Here is a 21,133-nt window from a genome sequence, read left to right as displayed (position 1 = left end):
TCGTGGAAATTAGTGTGTTTTGACAAAATAGTAACCCCGACAGGTTTTAAAACCTGTCGGGGTTACTATTTCAGAACATTAAAAAAGTTCATCAGGATCAACCAACTCCGATAATTTTTGTTTTAAATCTTCTTCCAAAATGGTTAAACCGTACTGGTACGAAGCGTTCATCCATCCAAAACCTTCTTCGGTTATAAAATCAAATTCAGTTCCTACGTTTCCGTATTCTGCAAAAATCTTGTGCGAACTGATCGATAAATCAAACTTCTCCGGAACGGTTCCATTATAATCAACAGCATTTCTGGTAATCAGCCAAAGCCAGCGATATACCATTTCCTGGGCTTCTTCGTTAAAATTATAATTCAGCAAACCTTCCCACAAAAGCATTTGATGAGGCGCCCATCCAAACGGATAATCCCATTGTCGAATTGGTGCATTTTCGTCTACATCCGCAATAGATTCTTTGGTACTTCCCGCAATTCCACCTTTCATTTTAAATCTCGGAAGCGTCTTTTTTACCAGAATTTCGGCCTGTTCCGGTGTGCTTATTTTTGCCCACAGTGGGTAAAATGTAGGAGCTGCTTCAAAAAAATGCTGCTCCTCGTTTACAAAATTATAATCCAAATAACAGCCGTATTCTGAATTCCAACACAACTGATTGATTTTTTCTTTTCTGGAAGCTGCTTTTGAAAGCCAATATTCGCTTGAGAAAGATTTGTCTTCAAAATATTGAAATTCATCTTTAAAATACTTTTTAATCAGAAACGCAATATCCGTTTCGTATTTATAAAGCAAACTATTAATGGCAACCGTATTTAAGTTTGCACAAACTCCAACCAGTCTATTGGTGGTGTCATGACCGCTTTCGCGCATACTTCGATCGTGAATAAAATACTTATCCAGATCAACATCAATAACTTCCCTTTCAAGATACTTCTTTTCGAATTCCCGAGTAGACAAATTGTACTTCGGTGCATATTGTTCCAGAATATCATCAAAATGACCTTCTTCTACTTCAAATGGCAAGCCAATTCCTTCTGCTTTATAACGATTCAGTCCATTGGCTGTAAGCCTTTTGCCTTCCTCCATCCAAACCGTCCGGTATTCTTTAATCGCGGTTTTCAAATGCCTTTCAATCCAGAAAATATCGGGATTCGACTTTTCTAAAACATCTCTGATCAATGACGTGTAAAGAGGTGGCTGGGTACGGGTTAAATAATAGCTACGATTGGCATTCAGTATTTTTCCGTAGTGATCAATCTGGTATTTAAAATTCTCTGCTATTCCTAAGGCCAGCTCTATTTTATCATCGATTAAAAGTCCTTTGGCAATAAAATAACTGTCCCAGCCATACATTTCATTAAACCTTCCACCCGGAACGACAAATGGAACTCCCGAAATTTCATTGTTTTTAATCTGAAGCGCCAAAGCCAGAATACCCGGCTTTTGGTTCAGTGACAATACATACTCCGGTGAGATTTGTTTAGGCAGCTGTACTACTTTTAATTTTGGTGTAATGGCTTCCAACTTTTTGAAATAATCAAAAACGATTTCATCACCAAAAGGCACATACAGATACGAAATGGCATTCTCTATTTTATTGTCTTCCAGTATTTTTTTAACGCCATTGGCATCAATCGTACGTGTCAGTCCCTTCCAATACAGATTTTTTATTTTTCCCGATATTCGTTTCACAGGATCTTCAATAATTTGATCCAGACTGATTTCGGCAAATTCAACATTATCTTTTTTAGCCAAAGCCAGTTCCTGCAACAGGTTTGAAAGCTGATAAGTTCCTTCAATAACAGTCGAATTTCCTTCCTCACCGTTCAGTAAAAATCTCTTTGGACCCTCATCGTCAATCGTAATTTTTTTATCGCCATCAGTATCTTCCTGAGCCAATAGTTTTTCGATAGTTTGGGATATATGTAGTTTAAATTTCATCTTTTGCAGTTATTTTTTTAAGAATAAAAAAGGATATTAATAATAAAGACATTGGAATCAAAGTAAAGTAAAATGCCTTTTCAGGTCCTTCATTTTTAAACAGCCAACCTGTTATTCTGGAGCCTAATGTTCCGCCAAGAGCCGAGAAAATCACGATTAATCCCGTCATTGAACTTTGCAGGTTTTTGGGCAGCGCACTCAATACAATCGAATTTAACAGAGGATAAATGGGAGCAATAAACAGTCCGATTAAAGGAAATGCGAAACCTATTAAGGGGATATCTGAGAGCGTATTGATGTTCTTCACTTCCAATCCAACTGTTTTTGGGAGTACAAAAATCACAATCAGCATGGCCGAAAGAATACAGAAACTCAACACCCAGATCCAGTTTACTTTCTTGGTTACAATCCCCGCAATCAATCTTCCTACTGCCAGTGAAATAGCCAGAATACTGGCCATCATAATACTGATGTTCTCCGGTAAATGAAGCACTTTTGTATTGAATGTAGGCAGCCAGGAAAGAATTCCCTGCTCAATCATCACAAACAAAAAGACACTAATAACAAAGATAACCGTTAGCAATTTCGCCATTAAACGGAACATCTGCATAAAATCGTCTTTGAGATTTGCTCCTACAGCGACTTCGGTTTCTTCAAATTTTATAAAAAACAAAAACAGAAACGATAGCAACGACAATCCTGCCAAAAACCAATACACATTCAGCCATGAATTGGGATCATCTTCATTGTTAAAAGCCGGAAATAAAAAATAAGCCAGTGCAATTCCAACCATAAAAAAACCTTCAATACTGCTCATCAAGGCGTTGTGTTCTTTTTTGGTTTCGGTTACTGTACCAATCAACGAATACACCGAAACTTTAATCAAAGCAAATGACACTCCAACGGTTGCAAAAAGAATTTTAGCATTGTCGAATGAGTTTCCAAAATACATAGAAATACAGGCCAGCGTAACCAGTCCCAAACCAATCAGCATCGATTTTCGATATCCGATTCTGGGTAAAAAAGAAGCTATAAAAAAGGAAACAATCGCAATAGGCATATCCTTAAACGCTTCTAAAATACTCGCCTGAACTTCATCTACTCCATAATTTTTCTGCGATTTCAAAATCACAATGCCCACGCTATTCAGGAGAATAGCGAAGACAAAATAATTAAGGTAAAGAGATATTTTAATTCCTATGTTTTTCATTTTTTATTGGTTTGTCTTTTAGTTGATGAAATGTTTCAAGTTTCAGGTTTCAAACATACATTTAACATCTCTTAAAAATTAATCGCAACCGAAAATCTAAAAGCACGTCCTAAAATAGGTCTTGCCATAAATACATCGCTTGCGGCTGATGTTGTTTGTCTTGGATCACCTTCAGTTAAACCAATTTCATTGAACAAATTCGAAGCATCCACGGCAAAACGAAGATTATGATAGGTATAATTTAAACCTGCTCCCACTTCTTTATACGCTGGTAAAACTTGTTTGTTGTCTTGATTCGTGAACTTTTTATCGTAGTACGAAAACTGAACATAAGCGGTAAGATCTTTTGTAATGTCTACTTCCGGTCTTAAGTTACAGAAAAATTTAGGGATTCTTCGTGCTGTATTTCCGTTAAAATTAAATGTAGATCCGTCTGCATTTGTACCTGTAAAATTATCGTACTCCGGTTTTTGAACGGTGAACGTAAAATTCAGTTTTACCATTTCATATCTCGCATTCGTTTCTACTTCAAGACCAATATTATTTACATCGGCGAATTTATTTTCAGAAGATCCATCCGATAAAATATCTGTAAAGGCAACATTTTTTAAGCCCATGTGAAACAAATTGGCATTCACATTAAAGAAAGAATTAGAATATTTATACCCCAACTCAAACTGATTCACCTCGGTATTTTCCAGCTTGCTCAAATCGGCTGCATTATCATAAAAAGACTCTTCGATAGGCGATCTGAAACCATGACTGTAACGTACGTACGAAGCCATATTGTCATTGAATTTGTAGTTTCCGGCAGCAGTATACGACCATTCGCTCACGTCATATCTCCAGTACGTATACGGATTTCCTTTAACCGTTGTTACCTTATCATCGGCCGTATTGTTATCTAAAATCCCTAAATTCTCTGCAAAAAAACGGGCATTGTCTCTATAACCGGAATACTTGTCTTTGTTATATCGTAAACCAGCATTAAAAGTCAGATTGTCTGTTGCTTTGATTTCGGCATCGGCATAAACATCATTCAAAAGTCCTTTGGTTTGCGCATCTCTTTCTAACCATGTAATTCTTTCCACCCCATTCCAGGTATGATTTACTCCTGATGTATTGTCTTTTACATTTAACAATCTTGGATTATCTGAAACACCTACTAAATACGAATTCCAGTTCCAGTATTGATTCGATTTCCAGTTCGAATAATAGTACCCTGCTGTTAATTTTACCGGATCTAAATCAAATGCAAAAGAGAAGTTATTGGCAAAATTGCTCATCTTTTTCTCGATATGCCAAAGATCTGCTCTCATGATCAAAGCATTTGGATCAAGTGTTGCGCCGTTATCTACATAAGAATAGGTAAGATTACTGGCCGTTGTATTCTGAACACCGCTTGCATAAGCGCTTTGTGTCCACGGACCTCCATTTGGAAAAATAGCATTGTAATTCAAATTGATACTCGTTTGTTTGAATGCATTTTTAAAAGTCACTTTCTCCGATATCTTCTTTTTAAATTCAGCACCAATCGAATTGATTATCGGATGAGAACCATCTTCTAAATCTGCACTAAAAGTTCCGCCACCGTATTGAGGAACGTTTAAACGACTGAAATTTACTGACGTCAGTGTTCCGTAATTAGGATTAAAGCCCGGAATTCCTTCGATTTTTCCATTATTACTTTTTAACGGAATTGGCAGGTAGAATGTATTTCTGTCGTCAAGATGTTTAAAGTTAATTCTCAAATAATCGTTATCATCAAATTTATAAGTAATGTTTCCTTTTATCTGTCCTCCTTTATTAGCAGTAAAACCGGTATTTCTTACCCCATTATCGGCTCTGTAAAAACCTCCTATATTAAAGAACAATTTGTCCTGAATTAAAGCACCCGATAAATTAAGATCTGTTCGGAACATTCCGTAATCCGAAGTCGAGAATTTAGCTCTTCCCTGAAAGTCATTCTGACCTGTCTTGGAAATGAAATTAATGATTCCACCCGGAGCATTATTGGCAAAAATGGATGCCGAGCCTCCACGAACTGCTTCCATTTTGCTCACGGTTTCGTCTAATCTGTAAAAAGTATCGGCATTCGCAAATTGCAGGGCACCATCTTCAAAAACAGGCAATCCGTCTTCCTGAATCTGTACATACTCATACGCCCCCGCAGAAGGGATTCCTCTTGCAAAAAGATTGTTTCCGATTTCTCCTCCTGAGGCTTCTACCACAAATCCGGGAATAGTCTGTAATAAAGCTGCTGTACTGGCCGGAGCTCTGTCTTCGATAGCCTTAGCACCCATTGTGGTAATGGCCACACTGGATTCTAATTTAGACCTCGGACTTGAAGATCCCGTTACCACAACTTCTTTCAGGCTTTGTGATTCTCCTTCAAGCAGTAAATTTACCTCTACAGATTCCCCTTCTTTTACTGTAATTTGTTTTCCAAAGGTTTTATAACCAATATTAGTCGCTACAATAGTATAGTCTCCTGCAGCAAGGTTCGCAAATACAAACCTTCCGTTTTCGTCAGTAATGGTATTTTTATCTGTTCCTTTTAGCGAAACATTGGCGCCTGGAATGGTTTGACCACTCTCATCGAGCACCTTTCCGGAAACGGTATTTTTATTCTGGGCAAACAGATGGTTTGGAACAGAAATTAAGCACAATATTAAAAATAATATGCCTAAATAAGAATGTTGCTGTTTCATGATTTTTTGGTTTAGTTAGTAAATCTTTCATTTGTGAATGTAAACTTACTCAAGGAATTAACTCTAATTTAAGAATTCCAAATCGAAAACGTTTTCGAAATGACCTAAAACGTTTTCGTAAGTTAATTTTTTACTAATACACTTTATTTTTTAGTACTTTTATTTCATGAATGACACAAAATTAATAGATATAGCCTCAGCATTAGGAATTTCGGTTACCACGGTTTCAAAAGCACTAAAAGGCTATACAGATATTAGCAAGTCTACACGTGCCCGAGTGATCGAAATGGCCGAAACCATGAATTACATGCCCAATTCGGTTGCAGTAAACCTTAGAACCAATGAAACCAAAACAATAGGTGTCATTATTCCGGCCACCGTGCATCATTTTTTCTCAAGTGTCTTAAATGGTATTCTCGAAGAAGCCGAAAAAAGAGGCTATCTTGTCATTATATTACAATCCAACGAAAAATACGAACTGGAGAAAAAACAACTGGCCTTACTAATTCAAAAACGTGTAGACGGGGTTTTGATGTCACTCTCTAATGAAACAGATGACTTTTTTCATATCAATGAAGCCATCCGTAAAAATACCCCTGTCGTTTTATTTGATAAAATTGCCAAAAGAGTCGATTGTTCCAAAGTCGTTATCAATGATGCCAAAGCAGCATTCGACGCCGTTTCTTACCTCATTAATAAAGGATTCAAAAAGATCGCACATTTTAGAGGTTCGTACGTTCCTCAAAATTCCATTGACCGATTTTTAGGATACAAAAGAGCTCTGGAAGCCCACGGAATTGAATACGATTCAAAACTGGTTTATGTGTGTGATAACAATACCGATTTTGAAGATGGTTATGAAAATGCCCAAAAAATAATGACCGAACATCCGGACATAGACGCGATTTTTGCCATCACCGATTTGGTCGCTATCGGAATTATCAAATACTTTAATGAGGCAGGAATCAAAACACCGGAACAGGTAGCCGTTTTTGGCTTTAGCAATTGGTTTATGAGTACCGTTATCTCACCCAAATTAACTACAATTGACCAGCCCGGTTTTGAAATGGGGCATCAGGCGGTTTCACTTTTAATAGATGAAATTGCAGACCTGAAAGAACATCGACCGGTGACGCATCAAATTATTGAACTTCCTACAAGAATCATTGAAAGAGAATCAACCGTTAAATGATTTTTTAGTTTTAACTTTGCGTCAATTCTTAAAAAGCATCAATGTTTCCGATTCCTGAAAATACCGATATTTTATTGGCTGATGCCGAAAGTGGAAATCTATATATAAGTCTAATTGAGCAAATCAACAAAGATTTTAATTTAGCCAACGAAGGAATCGATTTTCCGATGAGCATCTCTCCCGACGAACTAAAGATTCAGCTTCACGAAAAAATCTACCGAATGATCCAGTACAAATTTGCTGAATATCTGAACCTGCTTTATATTATTGACGTTTCTGAAAATGAAATTAAAAAACTCGATGGTTCTGATTTAGTAATTCTTGCTGAACAAGTTTCTTTTTTAATTTTAAAAAGAGAATGGCAGAAGGTTTGGTTTCGGAATTATTATAAGTAAAACACCAGGCTTCTCCATTATTCACAAACAAAAAACTCAAAGTTTCAATCGCTAAACTAAATTCATACCAAATGAACAGTTCAAATAGCAACCTTAAAAACGAGTTAACAATTGAATATGGAGGTTTTTCTAAAGAAGACTTACTGCAAAAATTAAAAGAGTCTAATGTCATGCTCAATGAATTTGCTGAAATTATTTTTTCAAATAAAGCATTTAAAACTTCTAAGAAAAAGAAGTTAATTTCAATAAAAGAAATTTCAATAAATGAATTAGGATTTCCAAATGGCGCAACAATATCTGAAATAAAAGAATGTCTGAAGAAATTTGAATTATCGGAATGTCCACTTGAAGCAGCTCCTTATTTACGACTTAGATTACTCAATCAAGAAGAAATCACTGTTTCTGAGCATCAAAAAAACAAGGCTCCTCTTGGCTCCTTAACAATCTTTACCAATCCTATAAGTAAAGACGATAGTTTTCCTAAAGGATTTTACCTTAGAAAAATGAATGGTCAATTTTGGTTAAGGGGATACACCTGCTCCTTAGATTTCGTTTGGAATCCAGATGATCGATTTATATTCAAATGTCATTAAGCAACAGCTTCAAGATAAAAATAAGCACTTTTTAAAGGAAAATGTCATTTTTGATTTTAAGAAGAGGTTCTAAGTTTTTTTTGTTGTTCATTAGCAAAAAGTTGTCTCATAAAAGAACTAATCTTAAAACAATCCTCTATGTTTTCAGTATCAAAACAAGACCAGTAGTAAACGGTATATTCATGAATGCAGAAATCTTCTTTCAATAAATCTTGTAATATTATCCAATATTTTAAAAATAACTCTTCTTTCTCTTGTTCCTCAGTCGCTTGAATTATAGCCCGCATAAGAACAAATTTTTCATCATCGTCTATTAATACTCGATATTGGCTAATATATTTGTCAATATCAACTGAATTTGCGACTTCATACGGCCAATCCTGCATCCAATCGTCAAGTGGCATATCTAATTCTCTTGCTACTTTATCAATAGCTGTTCTTGTACCACACCTAAATTTAGGCTCTATCATTATAAAAAACATTAAAAAACCTTAGAACCTTAGCTACTCAGCACCTTAGTACCTTTAAAAATACACTCTCACAAAAGGCATAAATCCGGATCCGTAAAGACTGGTTTCTTTATTATACAAAACATCGTAGCGGGCACCAATCGTAACACTTCCGGTTCTGTAACCCGCGCCAAGGTATAAGGCAGTATTCCAGTAATTATCAGAATAACTTGGTCGGTAAGGAGTCGATTTATAATCGGTATTAACCCGAACCTGTTCTAGTTCTGCAGACAATTGAATTTCAGGAATCGGATTCACAAGTCCAACCAGACTTCCTCCATAAACAAAAGAGCTGTAATAATTTTTGGAGGACAAATAACCAAACTGCAATCCAACACCTACGGCTACAATTTCGTTTACATTATAAATAGCACTTGGCATAACAGAAATATCCGTATATCCGGAACCAATTCCTAAACCAAGACCTCCTCCAAATTGAACTTTCTCCCAAAAATGATTACTGTTATCTATAACATATTTTTGCTGTGCAATTGCAGAACTTGAAAATAAGACTACCAAAATCACAAAAAAAATTCTGAAAACGATTGAAATTTGATTTTTATCCATAGTTGAGTCTATTTTTAACAAATTTTTACGTAAAAGTACGTAAAAAAAAGATTTAAATAAATGTGATTGTTGTACTTTTGCGATTCTATTTAACAAAAAGTATATTCACTCATATTATGGATAGGTTTTCATTTTTAAATGCAGCGCATACAGAGTTTTTCGCACAATTATATGATCAGTATTTAGTAAACCCAGATAGCGTTGAGCCAAGCTGGAGAAGTTTTTTTCAAGGTTTCGATTTTGGACAAACGACTTATAATGACGAAAATCCGGTTCAACGAATTGTTGAATACGTAACAAACGACAACGTAGATTGTAGTTTAGTTTCTGATAAATTACAAAAAGAATTCAATGTCCTAAAATTAATCGATGCTTACCGTACACGCGGGCACTTGTTTACAAAAACAAACCCTGTTCGTGATCGCAGAACATCGTCTCCAACTTTAGACATTGAAAACTTCGGATTAACAACTGCTGATCTTTCAACAGTTTTTGATGCTGCTCAGGCAATCGGAGTAGCGCCTTCTACATTACAGGATATCGTAACACGTCTTCAGACTATTTACTGCCAGCACATTGGTATCGAATACATGTACATCAGAAATCCCGGCGTTGTAAAATGGATCCAGGACAAACTGGCTGTAAACGTAAACCAGCCAAACTTCTCTTCTGAAGAAAAGAAAACAATCTTAAATAAATTAAACCAGGCTGTATCTTTCGAGAACTTCCTACACACTAAATATGTAGGTCAAAAACGATTCTCATTAGAAGGTGGAGAATCTATCATCCCGGCTTTGGATGCTTTGATCGAACAAGCTGCTGAAAAAGGAGTTGAACAATTCGTAATGGGAATGGCTCACCGTGGTCGTCTAAACGTTTTGGCTAACATCTTTGGAAAATCAACTCAGGATATTTTTGGTGAGTTTGACGGTAAAGATTACGATCAGGAATATTTTGACGGTGACGTAAAATACCACCTAGGTCTTACAGCTGACAAAAAAACAAGAACAGGAAAAAACATCAATATCAATTTAGCACCAAATCCTTCTCACTTAGAAACGGTTGGAGCTGTAATTGAAGGAATCACAAGAGCAAAACAGGACAAATATTATCCTAATGATTTCTCTAAAGTATTACCTATTGCCGTTCACGGAGATGCTGCAATCGCAGGTCAGGGAATCTTGTATGAGATCATTCAAATGGCTCAACTTGACGGTTACAAAACAGGTGGTACGATTCATATCGTAATCAACAATCAGGTTGGTTTTACCACTAACTATTTAGATGCACGTTCATCTACGTACTGTACCGATGTTGCCAAAGTAACGCTTTCACCGGTATTACACGTAAATGCTGATGATGCCGAAGCTGTCGTACACGCCGTATCTTTTGCATTAGACTACAGAATGCAATTTGGACGTGACGTATTTATTGACTTACTAGGATACAGAAAATACGGTCACAACGAAGGTGATGAGCCTCGTTTCACACAACCGGTTTTATATAAAATCATCGCTAAACATAAAAATCCAAGAGATATTTATGCAGAGAAATTATTGTCTGACGGCATAATCGATGCTACTTATGTAAATGCTTTAGAAAAAGAATACAAATCGGCTATGGAGGAGAACTTAGAAGCTTCCCGTAAAAAAGATTTGACAATTATAACTCCATTCATGAAAAACGAATGGGATGGATTTGTTCAGGTAACAGATACACAAATGCTTGAAAAAGTAGACACTACTTTTGATAAAAAAGGACTGGACTCTATCATCGATACAATCTCGACCTTACCATCTGACAAGAAGTTCATCAACAAAATAACTAAAATTGTTACGGACAGAAAAGTAGGATACGACAACAATACACTTGATTGGGGAACTGCAGAAGCATTGGCTTACGGTTCACTTTTAACAGAAGGATTCGACATTCGTATTTCTGGTCAGGACGTAGAACGTGGTACTTTCTCTCACCGTCACGCAGTTGTTAAAGTGGAAGATTCTGAAGAAGAAGTGATTTTATTGAATTCTATTGAGAACAAAAAAGGGAAATTTGGTGTATTCAACTCTCTTTTATCTGAATATGGTGTTCTTGGTTTTGATTATGGATATGCATTAGCCAATCCAAATGCCTTAACAATCTGGGAAGCACAGTTTGGAGATTTCTCTAACGGAGCTCAAATCATGATTGACCAATACATCTCTTGTGGAGAAGACAAATGGAACAACCAAAACGGTATTGTTTTATTATTACCTCACGGATATGAAGGTCAGGGAGCTGAACACTCTTCTGCAAGAATGGAACGTTACTTACAACTTTGCGCAAGACACAACATGTACGTTGCCGATTGTACAACGCCTGCCAACTTCTTCCACTTGTTAAGAAGACAAATGAAAACAAATTTCCGTAAACCTTTGGTCGTTTTCTCTCCAAAAAGTTTATTACGTGATCCAAGATGCGTATCAACTGTTGAAGAACTGGCAACAGGAACTTTCCAGGAAACGATTGATGATACTACAGTAAACAAAAAAGACGTAAAATCTTTAGTATTCTGTACCGGTAAATTCTACTACGACATTGTAGCTGAAAGAGAAAACAACGGAAGAAATGATGTTGCAGTTGTTCGTATCGAGCAATTATTCCCTTTCCCAGTGGAACAAATCAAAGAAATCATTGCACAATATCCAAATGTTGACGATTATGTTTGGGCACAGGAAGAGCCTAAAAACATGGGAGCTTACAGCTTTATGCTGATGAACTTTGACCTAGTAAAATGGAGATTGGCTTCATTAAAAGCTTATTCTGCTCCTGCATCAGGAAGCTACACGCGTTCAAAACGTCGTCATGCTGATGCGATTAGAATGGTTTTCGATAAAAATTTATTCAGATAAAAAAATGTTTCAAGTTTAAAGTTTCCGGTTTAACAACAGGAAACTTTAAACCATAAAAACCTTAAACAAAAAATAAGATGATTTTAGAAATGAAAGTCCCATCACCAGGGGAATCAATAAAAGAAGTTGAAATTGCAACTTGGTTAGTAAAAGACGGAGATTATGTAGAAAAAGATCAAGCTATTGCTGAAGTTGATTCAGACAAAGCTACTCTTGAATTACCGGCTGAAGCAAGCGGAACAATTACGCTAAAAGCAGAAGAAGGTGATGCAGTAGCAGTAGGTGCTGTAGTTTGTTTAATTGATACAAGTGCAGCAAAACCGTCAGGATCTGCTCCGGCAGCTGAGGCTCCAAAGGCTGAAGTAAAAGCTGAAGCACCAAAAGCAGCTCCGGTTCAGGCTCCGGCAGCTACAAGTTATGCAGCGGGAACTCCATCTCCGGCAGCAAGAAAAATATTAGACGAAAAAAACATAGCACCGGCAACCGTTTCAGGAACCGGTAAAGGAGGCAGAATCACTAAAGACGATGCAGTAAACGCAGTACCTTCAATGGGAACTCCAACTGGCGGAAGCCGTGGATCTGAGCGTACCAAATTATCAATGTTACGTCGTAAAGTAGCAGAGAGATTAGTAGCTGCTAAAAACGAAACAGCAATGTTAACGACTTTCAATGAAGTTAACATGACACCAATCAACCAGATTCGTAACGAATACAAAGATGCTTTCAAAGCAAAACATGGTGGTCTTGGTTTAGGATTCATGTCATTCTTTACAAAAGCAGTTACAAGAGCTTTACAATTATATCCGGACGTAAACTCTATGATGGATGGTGATTATAAAGTAGCTTATGATTTTGCTGATATCTCTATCGCAGTTTCAGGACCAAAAGGTTTAATGGTTCCTGTAGTTCGTAACGCTGAATTGTTGACTTTCCGTGGAATCGAAGCTGAAATCAAAAGATTAGCGCTTAGAGCACGTGACGGTCAAATTACAGTTGACGATATGACAGGTGGAACATTCACTATTACTAATGGTGGAGTTTTTGGAAGTATGCTAAGTACGCCAATTATCAACCCTCCTCAATCAGGAATTTTAGGAATGCACAACATTATTGAGCGCCCAATTGCTGTAAACGGTAAAGTTGAAATTCACCCAATGATGTACGTTGCACTTTCTTACGACCACAGAATCATCGACGGACGTGAGTCAGTTGGTTTCTTAGTAGCTGTAAAAGAAGCTTTAGAAAATCCGTTAGAGTTATTAATGAATGGCGATGCTAAACGCGCTTTAGAATTGTAATTGTAATAATTTTCTACAATCATATAAAACCTGCTCATTTATCTGAGCAGGTTTTTTTTCTTAATATTAGCTTAAATTTCGCCTAAGATGTTAAAATTTTAAACAAATAAAAATTTTAACCCCTAAAAAATATTTTATTTAGAATAAATAAGAATAACTTGCTTGGCTTGTGTTCTGCAATTAAATTTGCACTATTCAAATTAATTCTAAATAAAAAATGAAATATAAGTTTAACATTTCCTTTTTAAGCTTCTTCTTTTTCCTATTGGCCACTACCACAATTTCGGCACAAGGAAAAGCATCTCTAAAAGGTCAGATTAGCCTAACTAACAATCAGGCTGCCGATAATGTAACTATTGTATTAAAAGGAACCAAAATTGGAACCAACACAGACAGTAAAGGTTTTTACGAGATTAAAAACATCAAACCGGGAAGCTACATCATTAAAGTTTCGGCTGTTGGACATTCTTCTAAAGAAAAAAGTGTTTCTCTTAATGCCGGAGACGAAATAATTGAAGATTTCACGATCAGTTCCAATTCTGAACAACTGGACGAAATTGTAATCAACGGTCACGGAAAAAAAAATCCATTAGCCCGCAAAGAAAACCAGCAAGTATCAAGATTACCTCTTAAAAATCTTGAAAACCCGCAAGTTTATTCTACTATTACAGGCGAGTTACTAAAAGAACAAGTCGTAACCAATATCGACGACGCTCTTAAAAACGCTCCGGGATTAACCACACTTTGGGCTTCTACAGGACGTGGAAATGATGGTGCAGGCTATTTCTCTCTAAGAGGTTTTGCTGTTCAGCCTACTATGATTAACGGATTACCGGGACTAACAAACGGAAGTCTTGATCCTGCAAACATCGACAGAATCGAAGTAATCAAAGGACCATCAGGAACCTTGTTTGGAAGTAGCCTTATTTCCTACGGAGGATTAATTAACATCACAACCAAAAGACCTTACGATCATTTCGGAGGCGAGATAAGCTACACCGCTGCAAGTTACGGATTAAACAGAGTTACTGCCGACGTTAACACCCCATTAGACGACGAGCACAAAGTAAACCTACGCATCAATTCTGCTTATCACAATGAAAATAGTTTTCAGGATGCAGGATTTAAAAAATCATTCTTTTTTGCCCCTTCTCTGTCTTACGAAGTAAACGATAAACTTTCGTTTTTTGTTAATACTGAATTTATGAACAATAAAGCGACGAATCCTACCATGTTATTTTTAGACAGAGCTACGCCTTTAAGAGTTCACAATATGAAAGAACTGGGCTATGACAATAAACGTTCTTATACCAGTAACCAGCTTGCTATCGAAACTCCATCTTACAACCTGCAAGGACAGATGATTTACAAGTTTAATAACGAATGGACTTCTCAAACCGTTATTTCCAGAGGATCAACAAAGTCTGAAGGTTACTACACCTATCTGTATGAAAAAACGAAATCAATACCCACTATTTCCGAAGGAATAGTATTAGGTCGTTCTTTAAACTATCAAAATTCGACAACTTTAACCACTGATATTCAACAGAATTTCATAGGCGATTTAAAAATAGGAGCCTTAAGAAACAGAATTGTTACAGGTTTTGACTACTTCAACACTTCATTGATAAACAACAGTACCGGATATGTTGCAAATGGAGATGTATACATTGGTAATGCCAGTTTGAAAACGGTTAACGAAGAGGTCTACAAAATTACCGATCCTGCAAAATACATTACAACCGGTGATAATGGAAATTTATCCAAAGCCGGAACCGATGCTCTTTTAGCAAAAGCAAAAACAAACAATAACAAAACAAAACAGGAAGTGTACAGTGTTTATGTTTCGGATGTCATCAATTTTACTCCGGCATTGTCTGCCATGGCAAGTATACGTGTAGACCGTTTTATGAACGCCGACAACGGAGGATACAATCAAACTGCTTTTTCTCCTAAATTCGGATTAGTGTATCAGCCGATTTTGGATAAAGTTTCTGTTTTCGCCAATTATATGGACGGATTTTCAAACGTTGCTCCCGGAGAAGACCTGATTGCAGGTGTGGGAACTCCAAGAGTTTACAACCCGGAACATGCTAATCAATTTGAAGTTGGTACTAAACTGAACCTTTTCAAAGACAAACTTTATGCAACTTTCAGCTACTATGACATCAAAGTTACCGATCAGGTTTACAGCATCAGAACAGATGCTACCAACTCTACTTCTTTCCAAAATGGAGGTCAGAAGAACAAAGGTTTTGAAGCCGAAATCGTTTCTAACCCTGTTGCTGGTTTAAACATCGTATTTGGCTACAGCTATAACGACGCGGTATTAACTGCCGGAGATCCTGAATTTGTAAATTTCAGACCTGAAAGTGCCGGAGCACAAAACCTAGCCAATCTTTGGGCGAGTTACAAATTCCTGGAAGGACCACTACAAGGCTTCGGACTAGGTTTTGGAGGAAACTATGTAGGAGATAACAAGATCATGAACAGAAAAACAACCGGAGCATTTACAATTCCGGAATACACTGTACTAAACTCTTCTATTTTCTATTCAGCAGAGAAATTTACTTTGACTTTAAAAATGGATAACATCGCCAACGCAGATACTTACGATGGCTGGTCTACCATTCACCCAAGAAACATGAGAAGTGTAGCGGCAAGCTTCGCTTACAAATTCTAATACAAAACAAAAAAACACCTTTCTTTGTACGGAAAGGTGGTTTTTAAATTCTGTCAATCATGATAACAATTGCAAGTCTAATCGTTTTTTTAGCTTTTTACACCCTTTATTACACCTCAAAAAGAGCTGCATTATCGTATGATTTAGGTTTTGAAAAATGGATGAAAAGCAATCCTAAACCAACCAAACTTTTGGGCCTGGGACTTCTTTTACTAGCTTACATTCTTTGGTTGTTTACACAATCCTTGTGCTGCGGAACTTTTATGTTCTTCATTCAGCTCATGACCATTGGAAGTCTCATCATCATTTTGGCACCTCTCAAAAAAGTAAACCGATACGCAATTCTTGCTTTTTTTATACTCGCTGCTTTACTGGAATTTTATTACTACTAACTTATTGCTAACCAAAATATGCCGGCAAATCCAAAATATTTAACCCAATCCAAATGGCAACGATTTGCCAAAATTACAGCTGCTATATTAGGCGGCTATTTTGTTTCAGTTACTTTTCATTTGGCCTTAGCGGCCTGGTTCAACCGTGCCAACATATTAATGACCATGGCTTTTAGCGGATTCATTCTTTGGGTGGTCCTTATGGTTATTGCTTTCCTGGCCAAAAACGGATGGAAAATCTGGGGAATCTACATCCTCCTTTCTTTAGTTTTTTCTCTTTTAATATACCTTGGTCAAACCTACAATCCAATAGCAAAATAACCTATGAACAATCGTAATTACAACATCTATTTTCATACCCATACCGTTAGCGGAATTGTGATCAGCGTAGTCCTTTTTGTGATTTTTTTCGCAGGCTCCTTTTCTTTCTTCAGGGATGAAATCATCAATTGGGAAAGAAATGAATCCTCAGCTATAAATAGAGAAATTCAACTGGACTATAATTCGACCCTAAAGAAACTTGACAAAGAATACGTCCTGCACGGAAGAAATCTTACCATTTCTAAACCAAACATAGAACGAAGAGTTGCCATTTATATGGAAGGCACAAAGGACACTTTGGCTCCTAAAAAACAAAAAGAAGGATCATTTTTTTATCTCGATACCAAAACCTTCAAAACCTTTACCTACGAAGAATCTTATTCGCTGGGAGAATTTTTATACCGCTTGCATTTCCTGGCACAAATCCCCTATCCTGTCGGGTACTACCTATCAGGTTTCACTGCATTGTTCTTTTTATTTGCCATCGTAACCGGACTTTTACTGCATTGGAAAAAAATCGTCTCTAACTTCTACATCTTCCGTCCAAAAGAAAAATTAAAAACCCTATGGACAGACGCACATACTGCCTTAGGAATGATTGGTCTGCCTTTTCAGTTTGTATATGCCGTAACGGGAACTTTTTTTATGATTAAACTTTTAATCGTAGCTCCGGCTGTAATGGCATTGTACAAAGGCGATCAGGATAAATTATACAAAGAATTAGAATACACCGATCCTGATTACAAATTCGACAACAAAAAATTAGCCGCTCCATTTAATATCGATCAGCTTGTTGCCAAAGCTAAAAGCAATTGGAAGGACTTTGAAATCACCCGCGTTTTTATTCAGAATTACGGAGATGCCAACATGCACGTTTTGGTTGAAGGTGAAATGTTAAGCCATAAAAAATTCACCGGAATTGGAAAAGTAGTGTATCGAATTGCGGACGGAAAAGAAATTGCCCGAAAAAATCCGGTTACTCAAAACAACTATTTAGATGTCGTAAAAAATGTGTTATACCGCATACATTTTGGAGACTATGGTGGTTATGCGCTCAAAATTGTAAGTTTCGTTTTAGGCATAATTACCTGTTTTGTCATCATCTCAGGAGTTATGATTTGGTTGGTAGCCAGACAAAAAAACAACCTGCCTGAAAAGAAAAGACGTTTTAATGCAGCAGTAGTTCGAATTTATTTGGCAATATGCCTGAGCATGTATCCCATTACAGCACTTGCTTTTATTGCAGTCAAAATATTCTATCCCCTGACTCAGGACCAGCTATACTTGGTGTATTTTGTGGGATGGCTCATTCTTACTCTATTTTTTATTCTCAAAAAGAATGATGCTTTTACAAACAAATGCTGCTTAATTTCAGGAAGTATACTAGGTTTTTTAGTTCCGATTACAAATGGAATTGTATCCGGAACCTGGTTTTGGGATTCTTTCCTGCAAAACAAAATTCAGATTTTATTTATTGATGTTTTCTGGATTTTTCTCGCTTCGACAACCCTTTATGTGGCGTATTCCTTAAAACCTAAAAAAGAAGCTGTTATTCAAAAATAACTAGAAATACTTGCTCCCCATTAATTTAGCGTATACTTTTACGTTTTACTAAAAAATGGGATTCAAAACGCAAATACGATTTCTGCACAAATGGCTCGGATTAATTTCCGGGCTTATTGTTTTTATTGTCAGTATTACCGGTTGTATTTTTTGCTTTCATGACGAAATAAAAGACCTTACCCGCAAAGAATGGCGGCTTGTTGAGCCTCAGAACAAACCCTTTGTACTGCCCTCTGTATTACAGCAAAAAGCCAAAGAAATTCTTCCAAATTACAAATCGACTATGGTTTCGTATTATGGAAAAAACCGTTCGGCAATGGTTTATACCTATTCTGACATAGGAAGTTTGTATCTCTATTTTAATCCCTACACCGGAAAATATTTAAAAATTGAAGATCCCGAAACTGATTTTTTTATCATTGTCGAATACATCCATCTGTATTTACTATTACCGGATTATATTGGGAAACATATTATTGGAGGAGCAACCATCATCTTCATTCTATTACTAATTTCAGGACTCATTCAATGGTGGCCCAAACGAAAAAGTGATCTGAAACGAAGCTTTACTATAAAATGGTCTGCCAAATGGAGACGTGTCAATTACGACTGGCACAACACCTCCGGATTTTACATTTCACTAATAGCGGCCATTATTGCCATAACCGGCTTAACCTTTACCTACGAATGGGTAGGTGACGGAATTTATAAAACATTCAATTTTGGCGGAGATAAAGTGTTGGAAACAAAAACACCAATAATTGACACCACTAAATTCAGCAACAATTCAATTAGTGCGGTCGATCGTGCTTTTACTACAACCTTAAAACTTCAGCCCAAAGCCGGAATGTATTATGTCACATTTCCGCAACAAAAAGGCGATATAATCGGTACAGGAGCTTACCCTCATACCTTGCGATACGACCATCAAAGCAATTATTATTTCCATCCAAACAGCGGAAAATTAATCCAAAGCGACCCATACCACAAAAAAAGTCTGGGTTTACAGGTGGTCGAAATGAATTATGGTATTCATACAGGGCAAATCTTAGACCTGCCTGGAAAAATCCTTGCCTTCCTTATCAGTCTCACGGCTGCGGCCTTGCCCGTAACCGGTTTTATAATCTGGTACGGAAGAAACAAAAAATCAAAAAAAGTAAAGACATAAAAAAACCGCCTTTAAAAGCGGTTTTATAAATCATTTGAAATTTTATTAATTTCTGTTTGCTAAAGCATTTTTCTGTAAATTTTTAACGGATGCTACTTTGCTGTTTTCATAAGCAACTTCACAAAGATTTTTGTCGTTAAAGAAAATCCATTTTCCAGTTTTCACTCCTTCCGTGTACTCTCCAACCGCCATCTTATTTCCTTTTGCATCATACGATACCCAAACACCATCTAATTTACCGTCTTTAAAGAAACCTTCTTGTTGAATATTACCATCTTCATAGTAATAAGTAGCTTTTACTCTATTTCCAACAACTTCCAATTCCGGTTTTATCTCTTGTGCAACTAAAATTCCAGAGAACAATATTGCAACTAAAATTACACACTTTTTCATATCTTTAGGTATTAATGTTATCAAATCTTTATCAAATATAATCAATTGTTTACATTAAAAAAACTTTTACTTAACAATTTGGTAACATTGAATAAAAGCTTAACATTGGAAATTTCCCAAAAACAAAAAAACCAAAGCTTATGCCTTGGTTTTACTGGTGTTTTATAAAAAAATAAAAATTACAATACGATTGTACTTTCGAATGTAAATTACTTCAATAAGGCATCTAATTTCGCCTGAAGCTCTGGAGATGAAGGTCTTTCGGCATCACTGCTTAAAATATTACCCTTTGGATCTACAATAATAAATCTTGGAATTCCGGTTACCCCATAACTCGTTACAAACTCAGATTCCCAATCTTTATCTGCAAACAATTGAATTCCTCCCAACTTTTTATCCATCACAAACTTCTTCCATTTTTCATTATCCTTTGCCTTGTCAATAGAAACACTCACAAACTCAATATTTTTGCCATGATACTTCTCTTCTATTTTTTGCAAGAACGGAATCTCTGCTCGGCAAGGTGCGCACCAGGTCGCCCAAAGATCAATATAAACATACTTTCCTTTTAAATCAGATAGCTTTGTTTTTCCTCCTTTATGGTTTTCGTAATCAAAATCCGGAGAAGGAGTTCCAGTCATCTTATTAGCTTTCGCAGCACTTTCGTACTCACTTACAGCATAATTATTAAAACTGTCAAATTTCTTTTTTACAGCCGTTTTAAATTCCGGATCAAAATTACCTTTCTCTAAATTTTCCAGATCCGTTTTCAGCTTTGTTTCCAAAAGCGATGCAAACTCTTTCGCTTCCTTAGTAAAAGCTTCCGCTTGAAACTTCTCATCTTTTAAACTCTGTTGGGCCAGAAAATTACTTTCATCAACCCCTTTGCCTTTATAAACAATCGTTTCGTCAAACTCCTTAGCGTTCATCGTCAGATTAATATCCGAATTTGGCTTTAAATACAAATAAGAAGCTTCAGTTCCATCCGAAAACGTATAAAATCCTTTTGGAGCATCAAAAGAAGATACAAAAGTTTCCTTCTTATTAATTGGAATCACCTGTTTAAAATTATTCTTTCCTGTAATTACTAAAGTATCACTGTTTCTGTTCGTAATTTTAGCGGTAAATTTAATTGGACTCTTGGCCTGACCGATAGCACCTAAAGCACTACAAATCAACAAACCAGTTAAAATAAATTTGTTCATATAAATTAAAGTTTTGATTTTGCTATTCAAATCTAAAGAAATTAGAGCCGCAAAATTTAAGAATTAACAAAATATTTCAAATTTATAAGCATCAAGTC

The 21,133-nt window shown here is 36.4% G+C and carries 17 protein-coding genes; 10 read left to right on the top strand and 7 right to left on the bottom strand.

The genetic code is table 11. The features are described from left to right. Positions 1–78: 78 nt before the first annotated feature. From AC3IS6_RS06210 to AC3IS6_RS06200, 3 genes are all read right to left on the bottom strand, one after another. Positions 79–1,944 carry a trehalase family glycosidase gene (locus tag AC3IS6_RS06210; RefSeq protein WP_489164125.1) on the bottom strand — a complete coding sequence of 622 codons (1,866 nt, stop codon included), beginning with the start codon at positions 1,942–1,944 and terminating at the stop codon, positions 79–81. Continuing rightward, positions 1,934–3,154, bottom strand: coding sequence for an MFS transporter (locus AC3IS6_RS06205; protein WP_489164124.1), 1,221 nt, complete (start codon positions 3,152–3,154; stop codon positions 1,934–1,936). The genes AC3IS6_RS06210 and AC3IS6_RS06205 overlap by 11 nt, the downstream gene beginning before the upstream one ends. Before the next feature lie 71 nt (positions 3,155–3,225). Beyond that, positions 3,226–5,865 (bottom strand): TonB-dependent receptor, encoded by a 2,640-nt coding sequence (locus AC3IS6_RS06200; protein ID WP_489164123.1) that lies wholly within the window; start codon positions 5,863–5,865, stop codon positions 3,226–3,228. Between the two features lie 166 nt (positions 5,866–6,031). Between AC3IS6_RS06200 and AC3IS6_RS06195 the strand changes: the two genes are divergently transcribed. The 3 genes from AC3IS6_RS06195 to AC3IS6_RS06185 all read left to right on the top strand — a co-directional run bounded on the left by AC3IS6_RS06195 (position 6,032) and on the right by AC3IS6_RS06185 (position 8,045). After that, positions 6,032–7,057, top strand: a complete 1,026-nt coding sequence (locus AC3IS6_RS06195; RefSeq protein WP_263362413.1) for a LacI family DNA-binding transcriptional regulator — start codon at positions 6,032–6,034, stop codon at positions 7,055–7,057. A 41-nt stretch (positions 7,058–7,098) separates the two neighbouring features. Next, on the top strand, positions 7,099–7,452 hold the full coding sequence (locus AC3IS6_RS06190; protein ID WP_489164122.1) for a hypothetical protein: 354 nt from the start codon (positions 7,099–7,101) through the stop codon (positions 7,450–7,452). A 71-nt stretch (positions 7,453–7,523) separates the two neighbouring features. Further along, positions 7,524–8,045, top strand: a complete 522-nt coding sequence (locus AC3IS6_RS06185) for a hypothetical protein (RefSeq protein WP_489164121.1) — start codon at positions 7,524–7,526, stop codon at positions 8,043–8,045. 56 nt (positions 8,046–8,101) lie between these two features. Here the strand turns inward: AC3IS6_RS06185 and AC3IS6_RS06180 are convergent, their stop codons facing one another. Then, a complete protein-coding gene (locus AC3IS6_RS06180) occupies positions 8,102–8,515 on the bottom strand; it encodes a hypothetical protein (protein WP_489164120.1) in 414 nt (137 codons plus the stop codon). 54 nt (positions 8,516–8,569) lie between these two features. After that, complete coding sequence (locus tag AC3IS6_RS06175) at positions 8,570–9,121, bottom strand: hypothetical protein (protein WP_489164119.1); 552 nt, start codon at positions 9,119–9,121, stop codon at positions 8,570–8,572. 116 nt (positions 9,122–9,237) lie between these two features. Between AC3IS6_RS06175 and AC3IS6_RS06170 the strand changes: the two genes are divergently transcribed. The 7 genes from AC3IS6_RS06170 to AC3IS6_RS06140 all read left to right on the top strand — a co-directional run bounded on the left by AC3IS6_RS06170 (position 9,238) and on the right by AC3IS6_RS06140 (position 19,437). Then, complete coding sequence (locus tag AC3IS6_RS06170) at positions 9,238–12,012, top strand: 2-oxoglutarate dehydrogenase E1 component (protein ID WP_173965342.1); 2,775 nt, start codon at positions 9,238–9,240, stop codon at positions 12,010–12,012. A 77-nt stretch (positions 12,013–12,089) separates the two neighbouring features. After that, positions 12,090–13,310, top strand: a complete 1,221-nt coding sequence (gene odhB, locus AC3IS6_RS06165; protein WP_489164118.1) for a 2-oxoglutarate dehydrogenase complex dihydrolipoyllysine-residue succinyltransferase — start codon at positions 12,090–12,092, stop codon at positions 13,308–13,310. A 217-nt stretch (positions 13,311–13,527) separates the two neighbouring features. Continuing rightward, entirely contained in the window at positions 13,528–15,993 is a 2,466-nt protein-coding gene (locus tag AC3IS6_RS06160; RefSeq protein ID WP_489164117.1) for a TonB-dependent receptor domain-containing protein, read from the top strand. A 59-nt stretch (positions 15,994–16,052) separates the two neighbouring features. Then, on the top strand, positions 16,053–16,385 hold the full coding sequence (locus tag AC3IS6_RS06155; RefSeq protein WP_489164116.1) for a hypothetical protein: 333 nt from the start codon (positions 16,053–16,055) through the stop codon (positions 16,383–16,385). A gap of 18 nt (positions 16,386–16,403) precedes the next feature. Further along, positions 16,404–16,706, top strand: a complete 303-nt coding sequence (locus AC3IS6_RS06150) for a hypothetical protein (protein WP_489164115.1) — start codon at positions 16,404–16,406, stop codon at positions 16,704–16,706. A gap of 3 nt (positions 16,707–16,709) precedes the next feature. Further along, the gene (locus tag AC3IS6_RS06145; RefSeq protein ID WP_489164114.1) at positions 16,710–18,269 is read left to right on the top strand and encodes a PepSY-associated TM helix domain-containing protein; all 1,560 of its coding nucleotides are present in this window, start codon (positions 16,710–16,712) and stop codon (positions 18,267–18,269) included. 55 nt (positions 18,270–18,324) lie between these two features. After that, complete coding sequence (locus AC3IS6_RS06140; protein ID WP_489164113.1) at positions 18,325–19,437, top strand: PepSY-associated TM helix domain-containing protein; 1,113 nt, start codon at positions 18,325–18,327, stop codon at positions 19,435–19,437. 45 nt (positions 19,438–19,482) lie between these two features. On the opposite strand, the gene AC3IS6_RS06135 is transcribed toward AC3IS6_RS06140, so the two are convergent. After that, positions 19,483–19,830: a toxin-antitoxin system YwqK family antitoxin gene (locus AC3IS6_RS06135; RefSeq protein WP_489164112.1), complete on the bottom strand. Its 348-nt coding sequence runs from the start codon at positions 19,828–19,830 to the stop codon at positions 19,483–19,485. Between the two features lie 209 nt (positions 19,831–20,039). Beyond that, the gene (locus AC3IS6_RS06130) at positions 20,040–21,035 is read right to left on the bottom strand and encodes a TlpA family protein disulfide reductase (protein ID WP_489164111.1); all 996 of its coding nucleotides are present in this window, start codon (positions 21,033–21,035) and stop codon (positions 20,040–20,042) included. Positions 21,036–21,133: the final 98 nt, after the last annotated feature.

The sequence above is a fragment of the Flavobacterium sp. KH_035 genome (genome assembly GCF_057839565.1).
The sequence above is the reverse complement of the archived record's forward strand: the minus strand, read 5'-3'. Positions and strand labels throughout refer to the sequence as shown.

Bases quoted from the DNA above. Each gene is read 5' to 3' on its own strand.
- AC3IS6_RS06210 (WP_489164125.1), bottom strand. From the start codon at position 1,944: ATGAAATTTAAACTACATATATCCCAAACTATCGAAAAACTATTGGCT.
- AC3IS6_RS06205 (WP_489164124.1), bottom strand. From the start codon at position 3,154: ATGAAAAACATAGGAATTAAAATATCTCTTTACCTTAATTATTTTGTC.
- AC3IS6_RS06200 (WP_489164123.1), bottom strand. From the start codon at position 5,865: ATGAAACAGCAACATTCTTATTTAGGCATATTATTTTTAATATTGTGC.
- AC3IS6_RS06195 (WP_263362413.1), top strand. From the start codon at position 6,032: ATGAATGACACAAAATTAATAGATATAGCCTCAGCATTAGGAATTTCG.
- AC3IS6_RS06190 (WP_489164122.1), top strand. From the start codon at position 7,099: ATGTTTCCGATTCCTGAAAATACCGATATTTTATTGGCTGATGCCGAA.
- AC3IS6_RS06185 (WP_489164121.1), top strand. From the start codon at position 7,524: ATGAACAGTTCAAATAGCAACCTTAAAAACGAGTTAACAATTGAATAT.
- AC3IS6_RS06180 (WP_489164120.1), bottom strand. From the start codon at position 8,515: ATGATAGAGCCTAAATTTAGGTGTGGTACAAGAACAGCTATTGATAAA.
- AC3IS6_RS06175 (WP_489164119.1), bottom strand. From the start codon at position 9,121: ATGGATAAAAATCAAATTTCAATCGTTTTCAGAATTTTTTTTGTGATT.
- AC3IS6_RS06170 (WP_173965342.1), top strand. From the start codon at position 9,238: ATGGATAGGTTTTCATTTTTAAATGCAGCGCATACAGAGTTTTTCGCA.
- odhB (WP_489164118.1), top strand. From the start codon at position 12,090: ATGATTTTAGAAATGAAAGTCCCATCACCAGGGGAATCAATAAAAGAA.
- AC3IS6_RS06160 (WP_489164117.1), top strand. From the start codon at position 13,528: ATGAAATATAAGTTTAACATTTCCTTTTTAAGCTTCTTCTTTTTCCTA.
- AC3IS6_RS06155 (WP_489164116.1), top strand. From the start codon at position 16,053: ATGATAACAATTGCAAGTCTAATCGTTTTTTTAGCTTTTTACACCCTT.
- AC3IS6_RS06150 (WP_489164115.1), top strand. From the start codon at position 16,404: ATGCCGGCAAATCCAAAATATTTAACCCAATCCAAATGGCAACGATTT.
- AC3IS6_RS06145 (WP_489164114.1), top strand. From the start codon at position 16,710: ATGAACAATCGTAATTACAACATCTATTTTCATACCCATACCGTTAGC.
- AC3IS6_RS06140 (WP_489164113.1), top strand. From the start codon at position 18,325: ATGGGATTCAAAACGCAAATACGATTTCTGCACAAATGGCTCGGATTA.
- AC3IS6_RS06135 (WP_489164112.1), bottom strand. From the start codon at position 19,830: ATGAAAAAGTGTGTAATTTTAGTTGCAATATTGTTCTCTGGAATTTTA.
- AC3IS6_RS06130 (WP_489164111.1), bottom strand. From the start codon at position 21,035: ATGAACAAATTTATTTTAACTGGTTTGTTGATTTGTAGTGCTTTAGGT.